The sequence below is a fragment of the Streptomyces sp. ALB3 genome (genome assembly GCF_044385685.1).
Taxonomy (GTDB): domain Bacteria; phylum Actinomycetota; class Actinomycetes; order Streptomycetales; family Streptomycetaceae; genus Streptomyces.
Window position 1 is genome coordinate 55,089 of record NZ_JBISCE010000027.1, and the last position, 22,277, is coordinate 77,365.

A 22,277-nucleotide genomic window follows, 5' to 3' on the forward strand; every position below is an offset into this window, starting at 1 on the left:
TTCGGTTTCCGGAAGAGACCGATGACGGGGCGGGTGTCAGCCGAGCGCGCCGAGGAGTTCGTTGCACGCCTGCTCGCAGGAGCGGCAGGCTTCGGCGCAGACGCGGCAGTGCTCGTGCGTGTCGGCGTGCCGTTCACATTCGTCGCCGCACGCCTTGCAGACCATTGCGCATGCCTGGAGGATCGCGCGGGTGATGTTGGCGTCGTAGCCGGTGTGGCGCGAGAGCACGGACGCGGTGGCGGTGCAGATGTCGGCGCAGTCCATGTCGGTACGGATGCACTTGGCCAGGTCACCCACCATGCCCTCGGACAGGCAGGCGTCCGCACACGCCGTACACGCCTGCGCGCAGGCGATGCACTGCTCGATGCAGGCGGTGAGCTTGGCTTGGTCGATGTCGCCGAGGTCGGACGGGTAGGTGGCGAGCATGTCCTTGACGGTGCTGGACATCGTGCCTCCTTCTCCGCGGGGCCGGCGGAACCGGGACGGCCGCCGTCGAAGCCCCGGGTACACCTCCAGCTAACGCCGCTGACCACGAACGCGCCCGGCGGCACCGTGAAGGTGTGGCCGGGCGCGGTGCCGAGCGGGCTGTGGTCAGTGGTAGGCGTGGACGACGGCGTGGCCCTTGCCGCGGCCGATCATCCACTTGTTCACCGGAGTCGTGATGAAGAAGGCGACGGCGAAGCCGCCCAGAAGCGCCGTCCAGAACAGTGCGTCCGACAGGTGCGCGTCCATCGCCCCCGGCGTCAGGGCGATGATCCCGTTGTCGACGAGCTCCATCACGGCGATGGAGACGGTGTCGGCGGCGAGAGCGACCTTGATCGCGGACTTGAAGTCCAGGCCGGCCCTGATGACCGCGAGCAGTGTGAACGAGTAGCCGAAGATGAACGCCAGGGTGATCGCCAGGACCATGGTCGGCACGTTGCCCCACAGCAGGGCCGTGCCGATGACCATGCCGAGGATCTCGCCGATCGCGCATCCGGTCAGGCAGTGCAGCGTAGCCCTAGCCGCCGTCCCCCAGGAAGCGACCCCGTGCGTGTGCCTACCGTGGCCGCCAGCCTGGTGTGCGGCGTGGTCCTGGGCGGTGCTGCTGTGGTGTGCCCTGTGATCCATGACCGTCATCCCCAATCCCATCCAGTGTGGCCGTTCCTGCACGCCCCACGTCCAACCGTATACCCCCTTGGGGTATTACTTCTCGGTGGTCCGGCGTGTGAGCGTCTCGATGTCGGCCGGGACACCAAGGCCGGATGCTTTCCAAGCCACCTGGCCCAGCGCCTCGGACAGGTGCCGTCCGAACCGGGTGATGTGCGCCGCTGGTCTAGGGCTGCGGGCCGTGAGGTTCGCGACGCTGGACCAGCGGCGACTTGCGGCTGACCTGCGTTCCAGGGCCGACAGGCTCGTCGAGGTGCACGGCATCCGCGTCCCTGGGAGAGGCATCCGGCGCCACCGCAACGCGTGGATCGGGCACGAGGTCCCTGCTGCGGAGATCGACCGGGCCGCGCGGCTTTCCAGGAACGCTGGGGCGGCCTCTCCCTGCCGCCAGCCCTCGCGTACGAGGGAGGCCCGCGCATCCTGGACGCGAATTGTCCCGAGGGCTCGGCGGAGGAGGGCTGGTCGTTCCCATCCGGGAGCTGCCGGGTCTCGATGACCTCCGGATTCATGATCGGCCCCGAGGGCGCGTTCGGGATGGATGCCTACCGCTGGACGTCCCCGTACGCCGGCGCAGACGGATGGGTCGACATAGTTGGCCCTGGCCGCCCATGCGAGACGCTGGGCCAAGACCGTCCGAAGATCACCGGCAAGGACGTCGAGTCATTGGGGGGTCCCAGCTTGGTGCAAGCAGGTTCTCAGGCCGCCTTTCCGGTCGCTCGGGCCGAGCAGGGCTGCGCCCGCAAGGCAGGCAGCCTGGCGGCGTCTTCGGCTCCGGCCAGGCTCTCACCCAGGTTCAGCAGAGAGAGGAGCCGCACCGGCCGGCCGGCGGTGGCAGCGGCTTCCAGTTTGTGGTGGCCGTCGAGGAGGAAGTGGGTCAGGCCCCAGTGCACGAAGTAGTCATCTCCCCGGTCGGTGGCGGGCTGGCACACGTCCAGCGTGGAGATCGCCACCGCCGTGGGGACCGTTTCGCGCTCCATGAGCGCGACGTACTCATCGACGCGCTCCCGCTCGTTCCACGTCGGGGGAACCATGGGAACGACGAACTCGTAGAGGTGGGCATCCTCGTCGATCGCGGTCTCGAAGGTCCGGTAGTACGGGGTGTGTGGGTACTCGGGGAGGCCCCAGAACTGGTCGATTCCCCACGTCGCCACCTGTTCGCCGCTGAAGTAGTCGCCCTCCTTACCGGGAATGACCAGCCGGGGTTCCACGTCCAGGAGCATCGGAAGGTACTCGCCCTCCGGCAGCAACGCACCGAACGCCTCGATCACGCCGCCGCCGTTCGGTTCGGCCAGTGCTCCGGTGAGCCGTTCCTGCATGCGCTCCAGCGACAGCTTTCCCCGGGCGGTCTCCAGCCGGCGGAAGAGGAGCGGGCACGTTCCGCAGTAGAAGCTGAGCTCGAAGGCAGGCTCGTCGTCGACCATGAGCAAGCGGCGCCGCGGCCCGCCGCCGAGCTCCTGCAGTTCCGTATCGAAGCGCAACCGTGCCTCGGAGGAAGGGGCGCCGAGACGGCGGGGGTCGCCCGTACTGATCATCACGGGCCGACCATACGGGACCCCAGGGACGGGCTCCGCCGAGCACTGAGCGTGCATCTGACCAGACAGCCAGACAGGTCGAACAGAGCGCTGAGTCACAGTGCGCCCCCTCGCATCGAACGCAGGTGAGGATCGGGCGGGGCGTACGGCAGAATCATGCTGTGACGTCCGTGGGGATCCTGGCCGAGGTGGAAGCCGACATGGCCGGGTTGGCCACACCGATGCGGGTCTTCGTGGCGACGGGGCGGTTCACCGAGCCGCAGACCGGCCTGCCGGAGTTGGCAGCCCAGATCCGCTCACTTCTGGCCTCGGCCGCGGCGGACGATGCCTGGCGGCGCTTCCTATCCGGGTACGCCCCACCGTCCGTCCCGGAGATCATCGCTGCTCTGGAGGCGGTCGAGACGCACGCAGCCGCCTCGCTCCTGACCCGGATAGCGACTGTCGACCTGGTCTGGCCGAGCCACCGGCTCCTGCCCGTGGAGACAGCCGAGCGGACGGCGGCCCGGGTGGTGTCCCTGCTCGGACCGGCGGCCACATGGTGGACCAACCACGACACCGAGTGCGGCGCGGTGAATGGACTCACCCCGCTGTTCGACACTCTGATCGCAGGGACGGACGGCGAGCACTTCGCGCTGGCCCTTCAGATCGCCGACGACTGAGCGCCTTTGCCCGTAGGGGCGCTCATCAGTGTCTCTGCGCGCGGCCCTTGCGGACGACGCCCGCCTGAGGCGGTGACAACCAGCGGCGCGAGCCGGGAGCTTCTGACCTCACGGGGCTTCGCCGAACTTCGTCCCGTCCAGCGGGTCCGCTTTCACTCGGAGCCGGACGTACCGGACGGGGAGCTGCCGGACGTCCGCGTCCTGGGCGCGGTGTCCCCCGCTGAATCCCGCGACACACAAGGGCTCGACCAACACCGGTCGAGACGCTCTGCCCCGCTTCCTGTGGGGCGCCGCCACCGCCTACCAGACCGAGGGCGCCGTCGCCGAAGGCGGCCGCGCCCCCTCCAACGGGAAGGCGAGCCGGCCGAGGGTGGCGGCGCCTGTGCCGGTGAGGGCGCTCGCGGGCATGGCGGGGTACTCCTTCGGTAGGAGGTGGCAGGGAGAGGTTGTGCGGGGGAAGGCGGGGTCAGCCCTTGATGGCGCCTCGGGTGATGCCGCCGACGATGTGGCGGCCGAAGAGGATGAAGACCAACGCGTCCATCGCCAACACCCATGGCCTGGTGGTTCGGCTCGTGGAGCGGCACGATCGGCACCGCCACCGGCGCGTACGTGGGCGCGGCCGACTACGGGGCAAGCTGCCTGTGCTCGTCGCGTACAACATCTACAACCGGGACTACTGCGGCGCTCACTGCGCGGGCGGCGCCGCCGCGGCAGGCGGAGGCCTCGGACCTCACTCCAGGATTTCAGCCAGGCCGGGGACCGGAAAGCCGTCAGTGCCGTGGCGTTCCCAACGGTGGGTGGGCTCGGTTGAGTTACTCGCGGACCTGAGCGTTCACTCTGGGATGCGCATCACCGCGGTCCGCGCCCAGGCCCGCGAGCAGGCGCAGGCCGTCCTCGGCGGGGCTGCCGGGGGCTGCGGACAGCACCAGCAGCTCCATGCCTGACTCGTCCGGTAGTGAGAAGTTCTCCTGGTGCAGTTCCAGCAGTCCGACCAGCGGGTGCTGGTATGCCTTGCGCCCATGGGTGCGGGCACGGACGTCCGCGCGGGCCCAGAGGCGACGGAAGCGCTCGCTGCCCATCGCCAGCTCGCCGATGAGCGAGGCCAGGTGGGGGTCCTCGGGGTACTTGCCGGCGGCCAGGCGCAGGTGCCCGACCGCGTCGAGGGTGCAGCCCTCCCAGTCCGCGTAGAGGCCGCGCTCGGCCTCCTCGAGGAAGAGGTGCCGGGCCGTGTTCAGGCCCGGTATCGGTCGGCCGTGGAGGAGCCCGGCGAGGCGGTTCCCGGCGAGCACGTTCAGGCGGTGGTCGATGATCAGCGCGGGCGCGTCGGTCACCAGGTCGAGGACGCGCAGCAACTCCGGTCGGACCCTCCCGCCCGGCGCCTTCGCGCGGCGGCGGCGTTGCCGGGCGAGCCGGGAGAGGTGCCCGCGTTCGGTCTCGTCGAGGCCAAGAACACAAGCGAGCGCGTCGAGGACCTGCTCGGAGGGCTGGGTCGCGCGGCCCTGCTCCAGGCGAACGTAGTAGTCGACGCTGACTCCGGACAGGTGCGCGACCTCTTCGCGACGCAACCCCTCGACCCGGCGGCGACTGTCGGTGGGGATGCCGACGGCCGCCGGGTCGACCCGGGAGCGCCGGGTCCGCAGGAAGCTCGCAAGATCGTCCATGCCTCTCATTATGGCCTCGTGGCTGCCCGTGGAGGTGGTACTGCCATTACCAGGAAGTCCAGTCCGACGGAAGAGGCGCCCCTGAACGCTGGACGCCGCGGCGCCCAGGATCGAAGGCGTCCGATCCGAAGGAGTTCCCATGAAGACGCTGATCGTCCATGCCCACCCGGAGCCGAAGTCGCTCAACAGTTCGCTGAAAGACCTCGCGGTGTCCACATTGGAGAATGCCGGGCACGAGGTGCAGGTGAGTGATCTGTACGCGATGAACTGGAAGGCGGTCGTGGACGCCGGGGACTACGGCCGCCACGCCTCGAGCCCGCTGAAAGTAGCGCGTGACTCGGGCCGGGCCTTCGACGCCGGAACGCTCACCCAGGACGTCCGCACCGAGCAGGAGAAGCTGCTGTGGGCCGACACGATCATCTTCCAGTTTCCGCTGTGGTGGTACACCATGCCCGCGATCCTCAAGGGTTGGGTGGACCGGGTGTTCACCTCCCACTTCGCGTACGGCGTCGGCGAGCACAGCGACACCAAGTACGGCGAGCGCTTCGGCGAAGGAACCCTCGCGGGCCGAAGGGCCCTGCTGTCGGTGACCGTCGGCGGCCCGCAGCCGCATTACGGCGCCCGCGGGATCAACGGCCCCATCGACGATCTGCTGTTCCCGATTCAGCACGGCATCCTCTACTACCCGGGCATCGAAGTGCTGCCGCCGTTCGTGCTGTACGGCACCGACCGGATGGCTGTCGAGGACTACCCGGACGTCGCCAAGGCGTGGGAGCAGCGCCTGCTCACCCTGGAGTCGACCGAGCCGATCGCTTTCCGGCGGCAGAACTGCGGTGACTATGAGATGCCTTCGCTGCGCCTGAGGGAGGGACTGGAGCCCGCGGGCCGCACGGGTTTCGGGCTGCACATGCGGGGCTGACCGCAGGTCCGTGGCAGCGGTGCGGGCGAGCGCCACCGGCCGATCTCACGATCGCGGAGGCTGTCCTGGTCGCACGGTCTCCATCAGGCGACGAAGGATGAAGAAGATGTTCCCTGGCAGGTCGGCTGCCGTGATCCTCGTCGTCCCCCCCATCCGGGCGCGTCGCGCCAGGCGGCGCGCACAGTAGCGGGAGCGCTCCCGAATTCGTGTGTCACGTGAGGTGCCTCGAGCTGCCGGACAGGATTCGCCGTTCGGCCACGTGTTCACGGCCCCGGCGCACCCGTCGGCGGTGGCAGCACCGAGCGGGATCAGCCACCCGGCTCCCTCGGTCCGCCGAAACATTCGGCCGGGCGCCCGCCGGGACGTAGGATCGGTGCTCTTGGGGGTGGGTACATGCTGAAACGGAGTTCCGGCACACCGACGCTGGAGGAAGTGGCCGCCCTTGCCGGAGTGGGGCGGGGCACGGTCTCCCGGGTGATCAACAACGCGTCGGGCGTCAAGGCGTCCACACGTCGCGCTGTACAGCGTGCCATCGACGAACTGGACTACGTTCCCAATCTGGCCGCGCGTTCCCTGGCCGGGCGGCGGGCGGGCGCTGTCGCGTTGGTGATGACGAAGACGGACTGGCGGCTGTTCGGTGAGCCGTTCTTCTCGGAGGTCGTGCGGGCGGTCGGGGACGCCCTCACCGAGGCCGGCGTACAGCTGCTCCTCACACTCGTCCGTACGGACGCCGAGCGGCAGCGGCTCGTGGAGTACGTGCGCGGCGGCCGGGTCGACGGCGCCCTGCTGATGTCCGTCCGGGCCGGGGACCGGCTGCCCGACATGCTCGCCGACGCCGGGCTACCCACGGTGCTGCTGGGCAGACGGTCGGCTGACGAACGGGTGACCTATGTGGACGCGGACAACGTGGGCGGCGCACGGGCGGCGGTGGCCCATCTGGTGGGCGGCGGGCGCAAGGCCGTCGCCACGATCACGGGACCGCCCGACATGTACGTCGCCCGGTGCAGGCTGCGCGGTTACCGGGAGGCGCTGAGCGACGCCGGGCTGGAGGAGGTGCCGTCCCTGCTCGTCCAGGGTGACTTCACCGAGGCCAGCGGGCGGCGGGCGATGGCCGGGCTCATGGAGCGGCACCCGGAGGTCGACGCCGTCTTCGCCGCTTCGGACAGCATGGCCGCCGGAGCGCTGGCCGCCCTGAACGCGGCAGGGCGACGGGTACCCGAGGACGTGGCGGTGGTCGGCTTCGACGACTTCGAGCTGGCCGAGCAGACGGAACCGCCGCTGACGACCGTCCGCCAGCCGATGGAGGAGATCGGCCGGACCATGGTGCGACTGCTGCTGGAGGAGATGGACCAGCCGGAGGTCGCCTGGCGCCATGTGATCCTGCGGACCCAGCTGGTGGTGCGCGAGTCGGCCTGAGCCGCCTCGGCGCACCCGGCCGCCGGTCGGCGGACCGGACCGGTGTGGAGGCGCTGAAGCTCCCAGCGCGCCCCGCAGCGGGAGCGCTCCCAAACTCGCGCGGCTCACCCTGTCCCTGACCTGCCCCTTCGGAATCCGTTCGTCGCATTCCGTCCCGATGGGTTGTCAGGGACACACCGACACTCCTACAGTCCCCTACGAAACAGCGGGTGGGAGCGCTCCCAAAAAAGACGACCGGGCGCTCCCGATTCCCTGATCGCCCCACCCGGTCATCCCTCCTGGAGAGGCCCCGCATGCGAGCGTCACCGCACAGCCCCAGAACCCCGCGCAGCCTGCTCGGCGCGCTGCTCCTCGCTCTCGCCACCGTGGCGGCTGTCCTGGCCGCTGCCCCGGCGGCCCACGCGGACACCCTGATCTGTGAACAGTACGGTTCGACGACGATCCAGGGCCGCTACGTGGTCCAGAACAACCGCTGGGGCACCAGCGCCCCCCAGTGCGTCACCGCTACCGACAGCGGCTTCAGAGTGACCCAGGCCGACGGCTCCGTCCCCACGAACGGGGCCCCGAAGTCCTATCCCTCGGTCTTCAACGGCTGTCACTACACCAACTGTTCGCCCGGTACGAACCTCCCGGCGCAGGTCAGCGGTATCGCCAGCGCCCCCAGCAGCATCTCCTACGGCTATGTCGGCGACGCCGTGTACAACGCGTCGTACGACATCTGGCTGGACCCCACGCCCAAGAAGGACGGGGTGAGCCGCACCGAGATCATGATCTGGTTCAACAAGGTCGGCCCGATCCAGCCGATCGGGTCGCAGGTCGGCACCGCCTCCGTGGGCGGGCGCACCTGGCAGGTGTGGACGGGCAGCAACGGCTCCAACGACGTCATCTCCTTCGTCGCCCCGTCGGCCGTCTCCAGCTGGAGCTTCGACGTCATGGACTTCGTCCGGAACACCGTCTCCCGCGGCATGGCCCAGAACAACTGGTACCTCACCAGTGTCCAGGCCGGCTTCGAGCCCTGGCAGAACGGTGCCGGGCTCGCGGTGAACTCCTTCTCCTCGGCCGTGAATCTCGGGACTCCGGGCACGGGCGATCCGGGTGGGCCCGGGGACCCGGTGACGGCCTGCAAGGTGACCTACGCGACGAACGTATGGACCGGCGGTTTCACCGCCGACGTCACGGTCGCCAACACCGGTTCGACGCCCGTCGACTCCTGGAAGCTGTCCTTCACCCTGCCCTCCGGGCAACGCGTCACCAACACGTGGAACGCCACCGTCAGCGGTGCCTCCGGAGCGGTGACGGCGACCGGCCTCGCGCACAGCGCCCGGATAGCGGCCGGCGCCAGCCAGACGTTCGGTTTCCAGGGGACCTACAGCGGCACGTTCTCGCAGCCGTCCGTATTCAGCCTCGACGGCGCCCGCTGCGCCTGAGCCCGGCGCACGACGACGGCCCGCCCTCTCACTTCCCCGCACGTACGGGGCGGGCCCCGCGCTCCCCGCTCGCCTCGCCGCCGAGCCGCCCCGGGCCCACCGCCTCCCCGGTCCGCGCATGGCGGCCCTCAGATCCCTCGCCCGTCAAGGCGGACGCCTTCGCCGCAGGGCGAGGATTCTCTCACCGGAGGGTGACAGCAGGAGACAGGCGCAATCGGAAGAAGTCCCCACACAGGCACAGGAGACACCATGGCTCGACGCAAGAGACGACTTGTTTCCCTGGCGGCGGTGTTCGCGACCCTGCTCGGCGGAATCGCCCTGACCCTGCTGGGACAGGGCAACGCGCAGGCTCACGGAGTGACGATGACTCCGGGCTCGCGTACCTACCTCTGCTGGCTGGACGCCAAGACCAGCACCGGCTCCCTGGATCCGACCAACCCGGCGTGCAAGGCCGCGCTCAGCGAGAGCGGCTCGACGGCGCTGTACAACTGGTTCGCCGTGCTCGACTCCAACGCGGGTGGACGAGGGGCCGGTTACGTCCCGGACGGAAAGCTGTGCAGCGCCGGCGACCGGTCGCCGTACGACTTCACCGGATACAACGCCGCCCGCTCCGACTGGCCCCGGACGCACCTGACGGCCGGCCGGACGATCCAGGTCAAGCACAGCAACTGGGCCGCGCACCCGGGCTCCTTCCGGGTGTACCTGTCCAAGCCCGGCTACTCGCCCAGCACGGAGCTGGGCTGGGACGACCTGGACCTGATCGAGACCGTCACCAACCCACCCCAGACGGGCTCCCCGGGCACGGACGGCGGCCATTACTACTGGGATCTGGACCTGCCCTCGGGCCGCTCGGGTGACGCGGTGATGTTCATCCAGTGGGTGCGCTCGGACAGCCAGGAGAACTTCTTCTCCTGCTCCGACGTCGTCTTCGACGGCGGCAACGGCGAGGTCACCGGCATCCGGGGCTCGGGCAGCACCCCGGACCCGACGCCCACGCCGGACCCCACGCCGACCCCGGACCCGACCCCCACGCCGACCGACCCGCACAGTGGGTGCATGGCCGTCTACCGCGTGACCAACTACTGGAGCGGTGGATTCCAGGGGTCCGTCGAGGTCATGAACCACGGCACGACGGCGCGTGACGGCTGGGCGGTGAAGTGGACACCCGGCGCCGGAGCCAAGCTCAGCAGCGTGTGGAACGGCACGCTGACCACCGGGGCCGACGGCACGGTCACGGTCAGGAGTCTCGACTACAACCGGTCCATCCCACCGGACGGCAGCGTCACCTTCGGATTCACAGCGACATCGACCGGCAACAACCTCCCGGTCGGCTCGATCGGCTGCGTCAACCCGTAGCCGCTGACAGAGGCAGCGCCGGCTCCCGCATATAGGGGAGCCTGCGCTGTCGCGCTTTCCTGCGCACCGGGCCACCGTGGCGGCGGGCGACCCCGCCGCCACCGCCGGTCAATGTGCGTGAAGCTCCTGGTGGACCCCGTAGGTGCCTTACCGAGGGGTGAGGTCGCCTGCTCGTGCGTGTCAGCCGTAGCTGTCTTCCTTCTCCGGCCGGTGGTCGCTGTGAAGCTGCTCGTCCGCCTTGCAGCCGACCTCCGCCCCGCGCGGCCATCGTTGGCCGCCTCACCTGCAACAGCACCGTCATCGCCACCGTCTCTCCGGCACCCGCGCACGAGTCGAAGTGGAGTTGCGAACGTTCCACCGGTCAACGTGATGAAAAGATCACCCACCATCAGCTCGATGATCTCCCCAACCCGCCGACCACTCGCTACATCCGCGACGTCCTCGTCGTCGCCGTGGTGCTGCCGCGGCGCGACGAACGGTTGGAGGCCCTGCCCCGCTGGGCGGACGCCCCCTTGGCCCAGGCGCCGCTCCCCCAGCGGCAACTCATCGCCCCCTTCACTCATTGGTATCACCTGGGCGCGAGGTCGGGGCCTTGTCGGCGAGATCGTAGTTCCCCGCGCACGCGTCGCCGCACCCAGCGTCTTCATGACGGACGAGGAGCAGGCCGAGCAGCTGCACCGGCGGGCCCGGACGTCGTGGACGGCGCCGGGAAGAGCCGGTGATGCCCATAGCAGCCGGCCGGACGGGTCGGTCAGGATCTGCACGTTCATCCCGTGCTTCTTGTGCTTTCCAGAGTAGAAGGGGCGGTCAACGGCGATCCGGTCGATGGGCAGCAGCGTGCCGTCCAGCAGCACGAACGCCTTCGTGGATGCCGTACGGGCAGCCTCTTTGAGGGTCGGGGCGAGTGCGGCCAGGAGGTCGACGGCTTCGGTGACGTATCGGTAGGCGGTCGCGGTGCCTACACCGAACCCGGCCGCGAGTTGGGCGTAGGGGTGACCGTTGCGGAGGTGGGCGAGTGTGAGCAGGGCCTGCCGGCCTGGGGTCAGGCGCCTCCACCGGCTGCCGAGCTCTCGGCGGTGTTGACGGAGCTTGGCGGACAGGAAGCGGAGGTAAGAGGTGGACACGTCGACGCCGGACGGGTAGACAAGCACGCGAAGCCTCTGGTGGAGAAGGAATTCTTGGTCGAAAACCCATCTACCAGGGGCTTCACCTGTCTCTCGGTCCAACTGGCCGCCGGACCACACGAATGGAGAACGCCCAGTGCTCGATGCACATATGAATGGGGAAGACAGGCGTGGCAAAGGGGCCGTTCCGAACAACATGTTCGTATCCGGGCTCACGGTACTCGTGCTCAATCTGCTGGTCTGGGGCGGAGTGAGCTGTCTCTTCGTGTTCGGGTGGGAGTTCGCAGGAGCGGCCACGAAGTGCGGTCCGCACATCGGTGTCCCGTGTCCCCCCGGTACCGGCTACGCGATTGCGGCGCCGTGGGTGGCGGGTCTCGCCACGCTGGCACTGCTCATCCATGCTTGGCAGGAGGGCGTCCGCGGGCCCCTGCCGGCCGCTGCGGCGCCCTTCATTCTGGGTGCGGCCCTCGGAGTCCGCTTTCTCTGGTCCGCAGCGTTCGTCGCCGACACAAGCCAGAGCCGGGTGGTCATGGCCGTCATCGGCCTGCTGAGCACCCTGCTGCTCGGCGTGCTGTACGGACGATGGCTGTTCCGCAGATGGGGTGTGGCCTTGTTGCTGTGGTGCGTGCGGCTGGACCGCAGCGGCATGGTGGTGGCATCTGGACCCGAGCAGGTGCACGCCCGTAACGTCCTTCTCGCCCTGAGCCTTACGGGCACGGTACTCGGCTGCTGCGCTGGGGCGGCCCTGCTCTGACGCACAGGGCCTCTGCCTGTATCCGACCAGCGCAGACAGAAGTTGGAAAGCGCTCAGTAAAAGCTGTAGGTGCAGGTGGCGGTGCGCTCGCCGGCGGTGTCGACCCACCCGATGACCGTGCCCTGGGCCTCAGTGAGGTGACACTGGCTACTCCCTCCGCTCCTCATGGCTCCCCATGTGCCCGAGTGTTCGCGGACGAAACCGGTCGCGGCGCCGGAGGCGTTCCGCTCGCGAGGCCGACGGCGGAGTCGTTGCGGGTCGTGGAACCAGCCTTGCGGCGCCGGGTGTTGTCGGTGTTGGTTCGCCGCTGGTGTGCGGTGGTCGTGGGAAGTCGAGGACGAGAGGGCTGGCGTGGGTGCGGAACTCCTCGAAGTAGGCGTGCCGGGCTTCGGGGATCAGGCGATACAGCTTCCGTCCGGCGTCGTCGCGTGTGTCATCGGCCGGTTTCTCCCCGCACGTGTCGGCAGCACGTCACTCCCCGCCCCGGCCGCGTGACAGGGCGAGGAAAGCTGCCGTCCTCGTGGTCGGGACAGGCCGAGTCCGGCAGCATCTCCTGGGGCGTCCGTCACGGAAGCGATGCTCCCTCGGCGCGTCAGTGGACCGGGCGGCTCGTACAGACTGCAGCCGTGTTCACACCGACGATCACTGCGATGGCACCCCAGGCAGGGCCGTCAAGTTGCTGTCCGAGCACGACGAGACCGACCAGCGCGGCGAAGACCGGGTTGACGCTCATGAACACGCCGAAGAAGTGCGCCGGTACACGGCGCAGGGCCAGCAGATCAGCCAGGAACGGGACCGCCGAGGACAGCACTCCGGCCGCCAGGGCGCAGCCCAGGGCCGCAAGGGTGGGCGGGTGGTGCAACAGCACCCAGGCGCCGACGGGCAGGTAGAGGAGGCCGGAGACGAGTGCTGCGGCAGCCGAGCCTTCCAGGCCGGGCAGACGGGCGCCGACGCTCCGGTTGAGCAGGATGTAGCAGCCCCAACAGACCGCGGCCAGTACAGCAAGCCCGATGCCCGGATAGTCGGTGGAGGGTGTGGGACGCGTGAGAACCACTACCGCACCCGCTGCCGCGACTGCTGCCGCCAGGTCGATACGGCGGCGGGAGCCGGCCAGGGCCACGGTCAGCGGGCCGAGGAACTCCAGCGTCACTGCCAGCCCGAGCCCGATCCGCTCGATCGCCGCGTACAGGGACAGATTCATCACCGCGAACACCAGCGCGAGACCGAGGACGAGACGCCACTGCGCCGCTGTGAAGCGCCGCAGCCGCGGTCGCCCCGCAGCCCCGAGCACCAGGGCGGCAACCCATTGACGCACCGCCACCACGCCGGCTGCCCCGAGCGCCGGGAACGCAAGCGCCGCCACAGAAGCCCCTACCTGGTTGGACAGCCCGCTGCCGAGCATCAGGGCCGCACCGGCGCCGCGCCCTCCAGCCCCACGAGAAGCCGCTCCGAAGTCCACGGGGGCGGCGGAGGTCTCGGCGCGGCAGGCATCGATCGTCATGCCTCCACCTTGAAAGCACCTACTCCATACACAAAATGCATTGATGACGCCTTCTATACGCTGTGCGTATGGATGATGGGAACAGCCCGGTGGCATTGCTGGAGCTGAAGCACGTGCGGTGCCTGGTCGCCATCGTGGACACCGGCAGCTTCACCGACGCCGCTCGTGAGCACGGCCTCTCCCAGGCAGCCGTCTCCCGCACACTCGCCGGCCTGGAAAGCATCCTCGGGACGCGCTTGCTGCACCGCACCAGCCGCAGCGTCTCCCCCACCGCCGCCGGAGTGCAGGTCCTGGCCCGCGCCCGTGTGCTCCTCAACGGTGCGGAGGAACTCGTCCGCGAAGCCACCACCGGACACACCCGCCTGCGCATTGGCCATGCCTGGTCCGCCTTCGGCCGGCACACCACCGAGTTCCAACGACGCTGGCACGGACAGCAGCCCGAGACCGACCTGCGTCTCATCCGCCACAACACATCCACCGGTGGCCTCGCCGAAGGCCTGTGCGACCTCGCCGTCATCCGCGCCCCCATCGACCTCAAACCGTGGGCCCACGTGCAGATCGGACGAGAAGCGCGCTACGCCGCCCTGGCCTCCGACGATCCCTGGGCCCGCCGCCGCACCATCCGCCTGGCCGACATCTCCGGCCGCACCCTGGCCATCGATCGCCGAACCGGTACCACCACCTTGGATCTGTGGCCCGAAGAAGACCAACCCTCCGTCGAATACACCCACGACATCGACGACTGGCTCGCCGCCATCGCCTCCGGCCGCTGCATCGGGCTGACTCCCCAGGCCACTGCCGCCCAGTACCGCCGCGACGGCATCACCTACCGGCCCCTGCGCGACGCCGAGCCCGTCCCCGTCCACTTCATCTGGCGCGCCCACAGCCCCCACCCCGCCACGCATGCCGCCATCGCCCTCGCCTCCGACCTCTACCGCTGAAGCGCCTGTTCGGAGGCCAGCTCCCGATCAGCCGCGTGAACAACGCTCCGGGTCACCACACCGAGCGGTGGGAGCGGCCGTGAGAGCGTCTGGAGGGGGTGTGGTGCCCTGTGCCAGGTACCGGATTCCGTCGCAGGACGGAGGCGGGGTGGCGCCTCGTGTGGGAGGTGATATATGGCCGCTTCAGAGCCGACCGCATCGGACCGAACCTCCGCAGCCGACACAGCGGTCGTCGACCAACCTGTCTCCAGCCACGTTCCGAGCGCGGGCCGCCCCTGTGCTCGGCCGTGACTATCACGCCAGGCTGGCGGATAGCGCAGACGTTGCCGGCGTCGGCCGCACGACACTGCACCGCTGCTCCTCCGACCGCACCGAGCTCTTCAGCGCAGCCACCGAGAACTCCATCGCGGCGACATATGAGTCGGAGGCCGACGCGGCCATCGACCAGGGCTCCGCCATCGAGGCAATGCGCAGGCTGGTCCCGGGCCCGATAGCGGCGTCCCACTCCCCGCTTATCGCGGAGACGGCGCCCCGCCACTGGTGACAGTCGCGCTCCGACTGATCCTCGACAGCAGCCCGAACGGCAGCTTCTCGCTCCATCACGCGTGCAACTCTCCCGCACCGGCCCCTCCCTCGGTCAGCGCATGCGCACGGCGCAGGGGCACGTACCCAAGGTCTGACGGACCATTTCGGGCAGAAATGCGACAGCGACGGAAAACGTGCTCCGCGCCGCTACCCCTGAAGGCGTCGGGGTCCTGCCTCGAGTGCCACGCCGGCACGCCAGCCGACTTCGCCACCTACATCGCCGCCGGACCTCCCCGCACCACACTTCTGAGCATGAGCAGAGTTGCTCACCTGGATCCCCACCCCGTGATCTTCAAGGCCGTGAGACAGCATCGTCCGGAAGTCCCGCAATGACGGCCGCCACGGCCTCTGCCGCGCTGTCCAGCTCTTGCAGCCGTCCGTCGGAGAATCGCACCTGGTAGCCGCCACCTCTGAGCGGCATGGCCGCCGGCAGGTCATGGCAGATGGGCGGCGCGGCCCGTCGGCTGAAAGTGACCCAGTACATGCTCCGCCCTGGCGACAGGACCCGAAGCCGCTCCTGTTCGAAGGCGGCCTCGACGAGTTCGTGGAGCGCAGTGCCCGGCTTGCGCGCGGCGGCCTCGCGTAGCTGGCGCCATCGCACTGGAATAGCCTCTCCACGCTCATGGGCCTCGGCCAGCTCCCAGGTCCGCAGGAAAGGCCACTGAGCGACGAGTCCCCGGACCCCGGGATCCTGCAGCCACGAATGCAACGCCCCGACAACCACGGACAGGTCCGGGGTGCTGCCGGTGGCCATGCGGACATCGTTGTTCCAGCAGTCGACGATGAAGCTGCGCTCATTCTGTGCCATCAGTACATTCGCCGAGTGGCCGCCGGCTTCCACCCGTGCGGCCACCTGGCGCCAGCCTGGTGAGGATGTCAGCTCGACCGCGAGCCCGTAGCCAGCACGATCGGCCACCGCCTGCAGGGCGTTCTGCAAGGATCCCGCCCGGACGACCTCGGGGTACAGCGTCAAGTACTCGTGCATGGGATCGTTCGGCGCCGCATCGCCGGCGAGTTGTCTGGGCATACGAGCGAGTCTGCCAGGCTGGCGCGCATTGACATCCCCGCTGCCTACGTCCGTGCCCCCTGCCGGGTCCGCTGAATGCCGGAACCCGAGTGGGAGCGAAGAGCCGGACCGGGGAGATTCCGAGATCCGCATCAGGGCCGCCCTGGCCGTGCTCCCTGTCGACGCCTCCATCGGGGATACGCTCGCCTCAGGATCAGTTACGCCACAGCGCCGGAGACATCAGTACCGGCCCGTCCTTCGACGTGGACTACCTCATGGGACGCACCCCAATGCCCTGTGCTCCTTCTGTGCGGACTTGAGGGGGGATGGACTGTCACGACGCGGATCGAGCCTGGCGCAAGGCTCTTTGCCTGGGTCATGCCCCCAAATGCTCCGTCACGGGTAGGCACTCGGCGAGCAGGTCGATGACGTCGCGCCAGGCTCGCCGGGCGTGCTGTGGGTGGTAGCCGACACCGGGGACCGTGGGGTGGTCGACCGACGGGTGGTGGAAGGCGTGCAAGGCGCCGCCATAGACAGTGAGGCGCCAGTCGACACCCGCGGCCTGCATCTCGGCGGTGAACGCGTTCCGTTGCGCGGGCGGCATGATCGGATCTTCCGACCCGACCCCGGCCCACACCGGGCAGCGTATGCGCACCGCCTCGCCCGGTCGGCCCGTGGTAGTCGCGTTGACTGTCCCGATCGCGCGCAGGTTGACGCCGTCGCGTCCGAGTTCCAGCCCGATGGCGCCCCCGGTGCCGTAGCCGACGGCGGCGATCCGGTCGGGGTCGGTCCGCGGTTCGGCACACAGCACGTCGAGTGCCGCGTGGCCGATGCCCCGCATCCGGTCGGGATCAGCGAGTAGCGGTATGCAACGGCCCAACATCTCCTCGGGATCGCTCAAGTAGCATCCGCCGTGCAGGTCGAAGGCCAGCGTCACGTATCCCAGTTCGGCGAGGGCGTCGGCCCGGCGGCGCTCGACGTCGCTGAGTCCCATGCCCTCTGGTCCGAGCAGCACGGCGGGCCGGCGGTCGACACCGGCCGGGAGCGCGAGGTGTCCGATCATCGTCAAACCGTCCGCCGGGTACTCGACCGTACGTGTCGTGATCGTGTTCATGAGATGGGACCCTAGTGATCGTCGAGCCCGGTCCGGTGGGTGTTTTGCCGCCGGCAGAACAGCGTGCCTGTCCCTCCGATCCCCCTGCAAGATGGGGGCTGAGTACTCAGGGCTTCAACATCGTCTCGTTGTCCCCTTCACGCGCACCCCGTTCACACCTTGCGTGCGGCTGGACTGATTCCGGTCAGGCGCCCACCATCGCTCCGGCACAGCGCAGAGCCGCCTGACCAGCACCACAACAGGCAAGTCACCACGCCAATCACCGCTGAGTACCGACCGGTTCAGTACGTGAGCGCCCACAGCGCCGGATCAGCAACGAGTCCGTCGGCGCGCTCCTGTGCACCGGCAGCGTCCCTACCAGCCTCGCCATCGGCGTCGCCGCCCGTCCATGCGGCCTGGAGTCTCACCGCCGCACACTGGTTTGGCGACCCTCGGCCCGGGCCCGGGCAGCCGCCGACGACAACTCGATCATGCCCACCGACCTCGGCCAAGGAGTACTCGACCCGTCGGCATCGGGACGCGGATTACCAGTCCCGGTTGCCGCTTCTCCGTGCTCCAGCAGCCGCCATGGTGGAAGCGATCCCCGTCCTCCCTCTTGTCGTCGTCAGCGCCCTCTTCGGCATCCACCCACCGGTCACGTGGATACAGCCATACTGGCTCGCCCCCTAGCTCGGCCGGCTCCCATGCGAACCGCGGCCAGACAGGGGCATGCATGAACGGGTCTGTGTTGCCAAGGATCTCCGGGTTGACTTGGCGGAAGTCGGGATCCATCCCCGAAAGGCACGCTCAACTGCTTCTCCAAGTCGGTCCATGTCGGACAGAAAAGGCAGTCGCTTCGTCATACGGGCTGTCCAGTGAGTTCTGGTCGTTCGAGGCTCGGCGGCCAGTTGGCGGTGGGTCGCGCTCCGCTCCGAGTACGAGGAGGGGTACCAAACGCCGCCGAACCGCTCGAGCGACAAGCTCACCCCTTGATGAACTCGATGATCTGCGGGGCGATTTTCCTCGGGGCCATGACGACGGCGCCATGGTTGAGTCCGGGCAGAGTACGGTGGTCGGCCCGCGGCAGGATCTCGGTGACGGCGAGGGCGGCGCGCTGGAACGCGGCCGGGCTCTTGCCGCCGGTCAACACGCGGGTGCGTACTGCCACCCCTTTCCACTCCTCAGGATCGAGCGGCTCGCCTTGCTGGGTGTCGCCCATGACCGCGATGTCGTAGGGCAGAGTGCTGGCCAGCGCGGTGAGGTTTGCCCACATCTTCGGCATGAGCTTCATGAAGAACACAGCGATGCCGGGCACGCCCTGCACTCTGGTCATGAAGTACTTGACCGCGTCACTGTGCCGACCTTCCGCGAGCAGCACGGTGATCTGCTGCGCGAGATCCTTGGGTGGCCCGTCGTCGCCTTCGGCGACCACGAACGGCGGCTCATAGAGAGCCAGGCGGTCGACGTTCACTCCAGCAGCGGCCGCGCGCAGGGCGAGGACCGCTCCGGAGGACGAGCCAAACACCGACGCCGAACCGCCGACGTGTTCGACCAACGCGGCGATGTCTTCAATCTCGCGGTCGGGGGCGTAGGCATTGGCGTCACCGCTGGCACCCCGTCCTCGCCGGTCGTAGTTGATCACAGTGAAGTGCTGGGCGAGGAGAGCCGCGAGTTTGCTCGTGTCCGAGCGGTCTGCCAGCGCCGAGGCGACCAGGACGACGGCCGGCCCGCGGCCCGACTGTTCGAATGCGATCTCGGTGCCGTCGGCGGAGGCGACACAGGCCTCGGCTCTGGCTGACTGGTCTCGCGCTGTTGCCATGTCAATCTCTCCGGTTCACGTAGGGGTCGTACTGCTGTGAGGACCCCCGCAGCGCAGAATAATCATCGGTGCGCCAGGCGCTCGACGCCGAAGCCCTCACAGCTCGGAGAGGACGACCCCACTTACGCAGCATCGAGGGCATGGCCGGCAGTGAAAACCGGGATGATCCGGGATGATCCAGTTGTGACTGGTGCGATTGCGGCGTCGTAGCTGTCCTGGATAGCCCCGAGAGCCCTCACCAGCTTCCCGAAAGAGCGCAGGCTCAGCCCGGTAGCAACCCCGGCCTACTGCCGTACCTGCCAACGGCTCTCGTGGGCTTTCGCCGCCTGCGGCACCGCAAACACCTGCGGTCGCAGCGAGTGCGACGAGTGCGGGGCAGGATGTCCGCGGAGCTTTCGGAGACCGGGAGGGGAGGCTCCGAGATGACCTGGAACGAGTGGATGAACACCCAGGCCAGACCCACCTCGGCCCGCCGGGAAGAGGCCGGCGGGCCGAGGTGGTCAGATGCACGGGAGGCGTGGCGCGTTACCGCGCGCGGTTACGGTCAGACCGCCCACCTGCTGCAGCTGGAGGCCGAGGACCAGGCGTGACCGCTGATGCTGTTGTTCGCTGCGGCGCCCGTGGTGAAGGAGTCACCCAGGAGGCTGGAAGCCCAGCCCTCGGACCGGCTGAGGCAGATGTGTCCGCCGCTGCCGCCGGTGCCGTTGTAGAACTTGACCTCATAGCTGTTGCCGTTGTTCAGGACCGACGACGCCTTGTTGGTGTCGGCGCCCTGGAAGCTCAGCGCCGAGTCACCCCAGTTGGAGTCGTCACCGGCCGCATGACCGAGGTGGCCGTTGCAGTTGGTGCTGTCGTACGCGTACATGTAGCCGGACAGCGCGCCGGCCATGGCGTCGGAGCAGTCCGCCGCCTGGGCGGAGGTCGCGGGGACGAGAGCGCCGAGGGATGCAACGGCGACGGTCGTGAGGGCAGCGAAAGCCTTGCGCATGAGATGGTGCTCCTTCATGTGTCGGTGTGGATGCATCCGCGACCGCCGGGCCGCGGAAACCTGTGAGTCACTCGCCGGTGATGTCCCGGGCTCGGGAGAGGGCGGCCAGCCCCATGCGCTGGTATGCGGCATTCTCCTTGGCATACCTTTTCAGCAGGGCGGACCGGTGTTCCCGCTCGAGTCGGCGTGCGGTCTTTCCGAGATCCGTCTTCACGGCGCACGAGGCTTCGGTCACCGCCAACTCGACCTCGTAGGCCCGAGCTTCCTGCGAACTCATTCCCGCGGTGCTGGTGGCACGCTTCTCGCGGATCTCGTCCGGCGAGGAGAATGGACGGCCGGCTTCCTTCATACAGTGCGCCCAGGCGCCGACCGTCCTTTTCATCCGCTCGTCCGCGAGGATGCGCGGGACATAGAGCGGCGTGAGGCTCGTGACGGTCTTCTTCGCCTTGAACCAGGCCTCGAGGTCTCCGTAGAGGTGGGAGCGGGCTCCGGCCCAGCAGCCCGTCCGGGGAGTCTCCACAGCGCCTCCGGCCGGCAGGTCCACGCTCAGTACGTCGTCGTAGTCGCCGTTGAGAGCCGTGTTGTAGCGGATACGGTCCTTCTTCGGGAGCGCGTTCGGGAACCGGACGTTGGGGTGCTCGCTGCGCTCCTTCTCGGCCGCCTCGTCGAAGGGCCGGCCGTAGCCGTACTTCTCCGCCCACGCGATGTCGTCGATGACGTAGCGCCCCGCTTTACGGGCGTCGACACCCGCCACCGGTCCCACCCAGTACGAGAATCCCTCGTTCTCCATGCACTTCTTGACGAGGGCGTACTCGGCGTACTCGATTTCCATCTCCTCGGGGGCGGTAAGGTCCCGGAGTTCGCTGTCCGGAATCGTGACGGCGCCCCCCTTCAACGGTTCTGCCGAGTTCGTCGTGAGATTCGTTCCGGCACCACAGCCCGCCGCTATGCAGGCAGCCGCCATGGCAGCAACGGATAGGGGGAATGCCCGCCTCATGTGATGCGCTCCTCACGGCTGACGCGGCGTCCTAGCCGCCTTCGGTGAGCCTTTCCCTTTGGCCCTGCCCATGGACCTTAGGGGCATCGCGGGATTCGGAATGTGTCATCCGTGCAGCAACCTTTGTCAGTTGTGCACCGCCATGGGAAGGTGTCGTTTCAGCGGAGGACGGACCCGTGTGTCGTCGTCGCTTCCGTTGCAGCGAACGAGGGCATCCCGACACACTGACGTCAGGAACCGACGCGCCGAGGGGGGAAGTTGTGGGGCAACGGGCCGAAGCGTCGCAGAGCCGGCTCTGTGATCCGAGCCGACTGAGGTCTGGTGCTGCTGTTGACTCACCCCCAGCGCACGCATGTCGTTCCGGCGGCGCAAAGAGCGGCGCAGCGGGAGCCTCACCGGAACGCCGTCCCGTCGGTCGCCACCGGCGCATCAGTGTTCAGCGTGCACGCCCGGCCGCACCGGGAGCGAAAGGTGATCGTGTCGACCAGTAGCAACAACGCGTCCGCCATCAGCCTGTCCAAGGTCATGGAGCAGGCTCCTGAGCTGGTGAGCCTGTACAAGGCGGCGGGCAGCAGTATCCGCGTGCACGGACTGGAGGGAGCGCGGGCCGCGGTGTACCTGGTGCTGGACCGCTCCGGGTCGATGCGGCCCTACTACCGGGACGGCACGATGCAGCACCTGGCCGAGCAGGTGCTGTCCCTGTCGGCGCATCTCGATGACGACGGCATCGTCCCGGTGGTTTTCTTCTCCACGGACGTCGACGGATCCACCGACCTGGCACTCGGCCGACACCGCGGCCGCGTCAACAAGCTCCACGAAAACCTCGGCCATATGGGCCGTACTAACTACCACTGGGCCATGGACGAGGTCATCGACCACTACACAGCGTCCGGCAGCGACGCCCCCGCTCTGGTCATCTTTCAGACCGACGGCGGGCCGACCAGCAAGTTCGCCGCCGAGCGCTATCTCTGCAAAGCCGCCCGGCTACCGCTGTTCTGGCAGTTCATCGGCTTCGGCGACCCCGACGACAACGAGTTCGCCTTCCTGCGTAAACTCGACACTCTCGCCGTCCCCGCTCACCGCGTCATCGACAATGCCGGGTTCTTCCACGCCGGCCGCACCCCACAGGTTGTCGATGACGCGCAGCTCTACGACCAGCTCCTCCAGGAATTCCCTCATTGGCTGACCGCTGCCCGAACCGCCCGGATCCTGAAGTAGAGCGCGGCCGGCAACAACCGGAGCACACCGACCTGGCAGACATGAAGAAGCCCCGGACCAACAGCCCGGCACTCACATCACGGGGGTCTGGCTCCCTGCCCGTCGGAGGCTTACTGACCCTTGAGGTCGCCC

19 protein-coding genes and 3 pseudogenes are annotated in these 22,277 nt (G+C 68.6%); 10 read left to right on the plus strand and 12 right to left on the minus strand.

Annotated elements, in window-relative coordinates; translation table 11 throughout:
• Nucleotides 1-36: 36 nt before the first annotated feature.
• From ACHFIV_RS15390 to ACHFIV_RS15400, 3 genes are all read right to left on the minus strand, one after another.
• Nucleotides 37-447, minus strand: coding sequence for a four-helix bundle copper-binding protein (locus tag ACHFIV_RS15390; RefSeq protein ID WP_398968384.1), 411 nt, complete (start codon nt 445-447; stop codon nt 37-39).
• 144 nt (nt 448-591) lie between these two features.
• On the minus strand, nt 592-1,110 hold the full coding sequence (locus ACHFIV_RS15395; protein ID WP_398968386.1) for a DUF4396 domain-containing protein: 519 nt from the start codon (nt 1,108-1,110) through the stop codon (nt 592-594).
• Between the two features lie 734 nt (nt 1,111-1,844).
• Nucleotides 1,845-2,681 (minus strand): hypothetical protein, encoded by an 837-nt coding sequence (locus tag ACHFIV_RS15400; RefSeq protein ID WP_398969685.1) that lies wholly within the window; start codon nt 2,679-2,681, stop codon nt 1,845-1,847.
• A gap of 161 nt (nt 2,682-2,842) precedes the next feature.
• Here ACHFIV_RS15400 and ACHFIV_RS15405 point away from each other — a divergent pair, with 161 nt between their 5' ends.
• Nucleotides 2,843-3,340, plus strand: a complete 498-nt coding sequence (locus tag ACHFIV_RS15405; RefSeq protein ID WP_398968388.1) for a hypothetical protein — start codon at nt 2,843-2,845, stop codon at nt 3,338-3,340.
• Nucleotides 3,341-3,886: 546 nt separating this feature from the next.
• A pseudogene (locus ACHFIV_RS15410) lies at nt 3,887-4,050 on the plus strand (glycoside hydrolase family 6 protein); the annotation flags it as partial.
• Nucleotides 4,051-4,152: 102 nt separating this feature from the next.
• Here the strand turns inward: ACHFIV_RS15410 and ACHFIV_RS15415 are convergent.
• Nucleotides 4,153-5,001, minus strand: a complete 849-nt coding sequence (locus ACHFIV_RS15415; protein ID WP_398968391.1) for a helix-turn-helix transcriptional regulator — start codon at nt 4,999-5,001, stop codon at nt 4,153-4,155.
• Nucleotides 5,002-5,140: 139 nt separating this feature from the next.
• Here ACHFIV_RS15415 and ACHFIV_RS15420 point away from each other — a divergent pair, with 139 nt between their 5' ends.
• From ACHFIV_RS15420 to ACHFIV_RS15435, 4 genes are all read left to right on the plus strand, one after another.
• Complete coding sequence (locus tag ACHFIV_RS15420) at nt 5,141-5,920, plus strand: NAD(P)H-dependent oxidoreductase (protein WP_398968394.1); 780 nt, start codon at nt 5,141-5,143, stop codon at nt 5,918-5,920.
• Between the two features lie 393 nt (nt 5,921-6,313).
• On the plus strand, nt 6,314-7,336 hold the full coding sequence (locus ACHFIV_RS15425) for a LacI family DNA-binding transcriptional regulator (protein WP_398968397.1): 1,023 nt from the start codon (nt 6,314-6,316) through the stop codon (nt 7,334-7,336).
• 293 nt (nt 7,337-7,629) lie between these two features.
• Nucleotides 7,630-8,763, plus strand: coding sequence for a GH12 family glycosyl hydrolase domain-containing protein (locus tag ACHFIV_RS15430; RefSeq protein WP_398968400.1), 1,134 nt, complete (start codon nt 7,630-7,632; stop codon nt 8,761-8,763).
• A gap of 249 nt (nt 8,764-9,012) precedes the next feature.
• Nucleotides 9,013-10,119 (plus strand): lytic polysaccharide monooxygenase auxiliary activity family 9 protein, encoded by a 1,107-nt coding sequence (locus ACHFIV_RS15435; RefSeq protein WP_398968402.1) that lies wholly within the window; start codon nt 9,013-9,015, stop codon nt 10,117-10,119.
• Between the two features lie 677 nt (nt 10,120-10,796).
• Here the strand turns inward: ACHFIV_RS15435 and ACHFIV_RS15440 are convergent.
• Nucleotides 10,797-11,270 (minus strand): annotated as a pseudogene (locus tag ACHFIV_RS15440) (transposase family protein); the annotation flags it as partial.
• Between the two features lie 169 nt (nt 11,271-11,439).
• Between ACHFIV_RS15440 and ACHFIV_RS15445 the strand changes: the two are divergent.
• Complete coding sequence (locus tag ACHFIV_RS15445; protein ID WP_398968404.1) at nt 11,440-11,997, plus strand: hypothetical protein; 558 nt, start codon at nt 11,440-11,442, stop codon at nt 11,995-11,997.
• 592 nt (nt 11,998-12,589) lie between these two features.
• Here ACHFIV_RS15445 and ACHFIV_RS15450 read toward each other — a convergent pair.
• A complete protein-coding gene (locus ACHFIV_RS15450; protein WP_398969688.1) occupies nt 12,590-13,399 on the minus strand; it encodes an EamA family transporter in 810 nt (269 codons plus the stop codon).
• 167 nt (nt 13,400-13,566) lie between these two features.
• Between ACHFIV_RS15450 and ACHFIV_RS15455 the strand changes: the two genes are divergently transcribed.
• Both ACHFIV_RS15455 and ACHFIV_RS15460 read left to right on the plus strand, forming a co-directional pair.
• Nucleotides 13,567-14,439, plus strand: coding sequence for a LysR family transcriptional regulator (locus ACHFIV_RS15455; protein ID WP_398968406.1), 873 nt, complete (start codon nt 13,567-13,569; stop codon nt 14,437-14,439).
• A gap of 277 nt (nt 14,440-14,716) precedes the next feature.
• A complete protein-coding gene (locus ACHFIV_RS15460) occupies nt 14,717-14,983 on the plus strand; it encodes a hypothetical protein (protein WP_398968409.1) in 267 nt (88 codons plus the stop codon).
• Nucleotides 14,984-15,316: 333 nt separating this feature from the next.
• Here the strand turns inward: ACHFIV_RS15460 and ACHFIV_RS15465 are convergent, their stop codons facing one another.
• From ACHFIV_RS15465 to ACHFIV_RS15490, 6 genes and pseudogenes are all read right to left on the minus strand, one after another.
• Complete coding sequence (locus ACHFIV_RS15465; RefSeq protein ID WP_398968411.1) at nt 15,317-16,051, minus strand: DUF6193 family natural product biosynthesis protein; 735 nt, start codon at nt 16,049-16,051, stop codon at nt 15,317-15,319.
• A gap of 355 nt (nt 16,052-16,406) precedes the next feature.
• On the minus strand, nt 16,407-17,144 hold the full coding sequence (locus ACHFIV_RS15470) for a dienelactone hydrolase family protein (protein ID WP_398968414.1): 738 nt from the start codon (nt 17,142-17,144) through the stop codon (nt 16,407-16,409).
• A gap of 468 nt (nt 17,145-17,612) precedes the next feature.
• A pseudogene (locus ACHFIV_RS15475) lies at nt 17,613-18,031 on the minus strand (hypothetical protein).
• A 74-nt stretch (nt 18,032-18,105) separates the two neighbouring features.
• On the minus strand, nt 18,106-18,942 hold the full coding sequence (locus tag ACHFIV_RS15480; protein ID WP_398968417.1) for an alpha/beta fold hydrolase: 837 nt from the start codon (nt 18,940-18,942) through the stop codon (nt 18,106-18,108).
• A 544-nt stretch (nt 18,943-19,486) separates the two neighbouring features.
• A complete protein-coding gene (locus ACHFIV_RS15485; RefSeq protein WP_398968420.1) occupies nt 19,487-19,930 on the minus strand; it encodes a hypothetical protein in 444 nt (147 codons plus the stop codon).
• 67 nt (nt 19,931-19,997) lie between these two features.
• Nucleotides 19,998-20,927, minus strand: a complete 930-nt coding sequence (locus tag ACHFIV_RS15490) for a hypothetical protein (RefSeq protein ID WP_398968423.1) — start codon at nt 20,925-20,927, stop codon at nt 19,998-20,000.
• A 525-nt stretch (nt 20,928-21,452) separates the two neighbouring features.
• On the opposite strand from ACHFIV_RS15490, the gene ACHFIV_RS15495 reads away from it, so the two are divergent.
• Entirely contained in the window at nt 21,453-22,145 is a 693-nt protein-coding gene (locus ACHFIV_RS15495) for a vWA domain-containing protein (RefSeq protein WP_398969690.1), read from the plus strand.
• The last annotated feature ends 132 nt before the right edge of the window (nt 22,146-22,277 follow it).

Excerpts from the sequence above, each read along its gene's own strand:
- ACHFIV_RS15390 (WP_398968384.1), bottom strand. The coding sequence starts at position 447 with ATGTCCAGCACCGTCAAGGACATGCTCGCCACCTACCCGTCCGACCTC.
- ACHFIV_RS15485 (WP_398968420.1), bottom strand. The coding sequence starts at position 19,930 with ATGCGCAAGGCTTTCGCTGCCCTCACGACCGTCGCCGTTGCATCCCTC.
- ACHFIV_RS15455 (WP_398968406.1), top strand. The coding sequence starts at position 13,567 with ATGGATGATGGGAACAGCCCGGTGGCATTGCTGGAGCTGAAGCACGTG.
- ACHFIV_RS15430 (WP_398968400.1), top strand. The coding sequence starts at position 7,630 with ATGCGAGCGTCACCGCACAGCCCCAGAACCCCGCGCAGCCTGCTCGGC.
- ACHFIV_RS15420 (WP_398968394.1), top strand. The coding sequence starts at position 5,141 with ATGAAGACGCTGATCGTCCATGCCCACCCGGAGCCGAAGTCGCTCAAC.
- ACHFIV_RS15395 (WP_398968386.1), bottom strand. The coding sequence starts at position 1,110 with ATGGATCACAGGGCACACCACAGCAGCACCGCCCAGGACCACGCCGCA.
- ACHFIV_RS15495 (WP_398969690.1), top strand. The coding sequence starts at position 21,453 with ATGGAGCAGGCTCCTGAGCTGGTGAGCCTGTACAAGGCGGCGGGCAGC.
- ACHFIV_RS15470 (WP_398968414.1), bottom strand. The coding sequence starts at position 17,144 with ATGAACACGATCACGACACGTACGGTCGAGTACCCGGCGGACGGTTTG.
- ACHFIV_RS15400 (WP_398969685.1), bottom strand. The coding sequence starts at position 2,681 with ATGATCAGTACGGGCGACCCCCGCCGTCTCGGCGCCCCTTCCTCCGAG.
- ACHFIV_RS15450 (WP_398969688.1), bottom strand. The coding sequence starts at position 13,399 with ATGCTCGGCAGCGGGCTGTCCAACCAGGTAGGGGCTTCTGTGGCGGCG.
- ACHFIV_RS15480 (WP_398968417.1), bottom strand. The coding sequence starts at position 18,942 with ATGGCAACAGCGCGAGACCAGTCAGCCAGAGCCGAGGCCTGTGTCGCC.
- ACHFIV_RS15425 (WP_398968397.1), top strand. The coding sequence starts at position 6,314 with ATGCTGAAACGGAGTTCCGGCACACCGACGCTGGAGGAAGTGGCCGCC.
- ACHFIV_RS15490 (WP_398968423.1), bottom strand. The coding sequence starts at position 20,927 with ATGAGGCGGGCATTCCCCCTATCCGTTGCTGCCATGGCGGCTGCCTGC.
- ACHFIV_RS15415 (WP_398968391.1), bottom strand. The coding sequence starts at position 5,001 with ATGGACGATCTTGCGAGCTTCCTGCGGACCCGGCGCTCCCGGGTCGAC.
- ACHFIV_RS15435 (WP_398968402.1), top strand. The coding sequence starts at position 9,013 with ATGGCTCGACGCAAGAGACGACTTGTTTCCCTGGCGGCGGTGTTCGCG.
- ACHFIV_RS15465 (WP_398968411.1), bottom strand. The coding sequence starts at position 16,051 with ATGCCCAGACAACTCGCCGGCGATGCGGCGCCGAACGATCCCATGCAC.
- ACHFIV_RS15445 (WP_398968404.1), top strand. The coding sequence starts at position 11,440 with ATGTTCGTATCCGGGCTCACGGTACTCGTGCTCAATCTGCTGGTCTGG.